This is a genomic window from Streptomyces mexicanus (genome assembly GCF_902506575.1).
In the GTDB taxonomy this organism is placed as follows: domain Bacteria; phylum Actinomycetota; class Actinomycetes; order Streptomycetales; family Streptomycetaceae; genus Streptomyces; species Streptomyces mexicanus.
This window is the reverse complement of sequence record NZ_LR732559.1, coordinates 1-1986: the sequence shown is the minus strand read 5'-3', so window position 1 is coordinate 1986 and position 1986 is coordinate 1. Positions and strand designations below refer to the sequence as shown.

Sequence of the window (1986 nt, the reverse complement as noted above, 5' to 3'; positions counted from 1 at the left end):
GTGCCGGGAGGCGGGGTGGTGTCCGAGGGTGGGCGCGGGTCCGCGGCCGGGCCTGCGTCCGGGACTCAGCCGCCGTACGGGACCCAGCCGCCGTCCAGGCCCCGGCGTCCGTACGGGAGCCGGGCGCAGGGCGACGACCCGGGCCGGGCAGGGACCGACACCGCTCGCAGACCGGCCGGCCCGCAGACCGGAGTGGTCTTCGAGCGGGTGCCGCAGAGCGCGTCCGTCGTCGAGCGCGCACCGGGCGATGCGCCCGTCTTCGAACGGGTTCCGGGCGGCGCGCCCGTCGTCGAGCGCGCGCCGGGGGCCACGCCCGTCTTCGAACGGGTGCCGGGGTCCGCGGCGCTTTTCGAGCGGGTGCCGGAGTCGGAGCGTCCTGCCCGTCCCGTCCCGGAGTCCGGCTCGGCTCCGGCCGTCCCCGAGGAGGGGGACCGCGCCCCGGAAGCGGACCGCGCCCCGGAAGCGGACACGGAAGCGGGCCCCGGGGCGCCCGCCGCGCCGCGGCCCGTCCCCCTGCAGCAGGCGGCGCTCAGCGGTCGTATGACGGGGCGGGTGACGGGCCGTATGGCGAGCGGATAACGAAGTCGTGCCGGTTGGCGCGGCCGCCTGGATTTCGCCCGAGGTGTGCTGGTTAGACTCGCCCGGCTGTACGAAAGATGATGTTGACGGGGTGAATTCTTCCGATGAGCGACGCCAGCACGAGCCAGCTGCCGCTGTCCGAGGCCCAGGACGCCCCTGGCCACGGCAAGCACCGCGGCCCGGTCTCCTCCCGGGACGGCGAGACGGCCCCCAACGGCCGTCACCGCAAGCCGGCCCAGGACACCGAGACGGCGGCCTGACGGCACACCGGACGACGAACGGCCCCGCCCTTCCCGAGGGGCGGGGCCGTTCTCCGTGTGCGTCCCCCGCACTCCACGACCGTGTCCGCGAGCACCGGCGCCTCCCCTCGTTCCACCGCCGTCACCGTGGCCCGGACCGTGCCGCCGCCCTGCCGTGACGGGTGCCCCCACAGCCGGATCCGCAGGGTCTCCCCGGGGTACGCCCCCCCGGCGAACCGGGCCGCGTAGGACCGTACGCGGGTCACCTCGCCGGCGAGCAGGCGGTCGACGACCGTCTTGAGCGTCAGGCCGTAGGTGCACAACCCGTGCAGCACGGGCCTCTCGAAGCCGGCCCGCCGGGCGAAGTCCGGGTCGGCGTGCAGCGGGTTGTCGTCGCCGCTGAGCCGGTACAGCAGGGCCTGGTCCTCGCGGACCGGCCGGTCGACCGTCACGTCGGGCTCGCCGGCCGGTGTCCCCGCCGACGCGGCGCCCGAGGGTGCCGCCGTGCGGGCGGAGGGTCCGCGGTCGCCGCCCCAGCCGCCCTCGCCGCGGACGAAGATGCGCGCCTCCTCGGTCCACAGCGGGCCGTCGGCGTCGGCGGCCTCGGTGCGCAGGACCAGGACGGCCGCGGTGCCCTTGTCGTACACGGCGGTGATCCGGGCGGTGGCGGTCGCGGTGCCCCGCACGGGCAGGGGCCGGTGCACGGTCAGCGCCTGGCCGCCGTGCAGGACGCGGGCGAGGTCCACGTCGACGCCGGGCATCGACAGGGCGCCGATCACGCCGGGCGGGCGGTCGCCGGCGACGGTGGCGAAGCTCGGCAGCACGTGCAGCCGGCTCTCCAGGGTGTAGCGCAGTTCGCCGGGGTCGGTGGCGGGGACGCCCGCGCCGATGCCGAGGTGGTAGAGCTGCACGTCCTTGGGGGTCCAGGAGATCTCCGCGGTGCGGGGCGGGGCCGCCAGGGCCTTGGCTGCATCGATGGGCATGGCTCTGTCTAACTCCGCCGGGCCCGGGCTGTGAAGATCGCTCACCCCTTCACGGCCACCCCCGTGACATTTGTCCTGCCCGAGTCCGTACAACCGCATCTGCCGGGGGCGGGGCGCCGCTCCGTAGCGTCGTGGGCATGGGAGGCACGAGGCGGAGGACGCCGAGGACGGGGGGACGCAGATGA

Annotated in this window: 2 protein-coding genes; one reads left to right on the top strand and one right to left on the bottom strand. The window is 76.1% G+C overall.

The features are described from left to right. Positions 1-683 precede the first annotated feature (683 nt). Positions 684-839 (top strand): hypothetical protein, encoded by a 156-nt coding sequence (locus GV126_RS35975; RefSeq protein WP_185947816.1) that lies wholly within the window; start codon positions 684-686, stop codon positions 837-839. On the opposite strand, the gene GV126_RS32305 is transcribed toward GV126_RS35975, so the two are convergent. Continuing rightward, positions 800-1801 carry a MaoC/PaaZ C-terminal domain-containing protein gene (locus GV126_RS32305; RefSeq protein WP_159674498.1) on the bottom strand — a complete coding sequence of 334 codons (1002 nt, stop codon included), beginning with the start codon at positions 1799-1801 and terminating at the stop codon, positions 800-802. The two genes, GV126_RS35975 and GV126_RS32305, sit on opposite strands and share 40 nt — an antisense overlap. Positions 1802-1986: the final 185 nt, after the last annotated feature.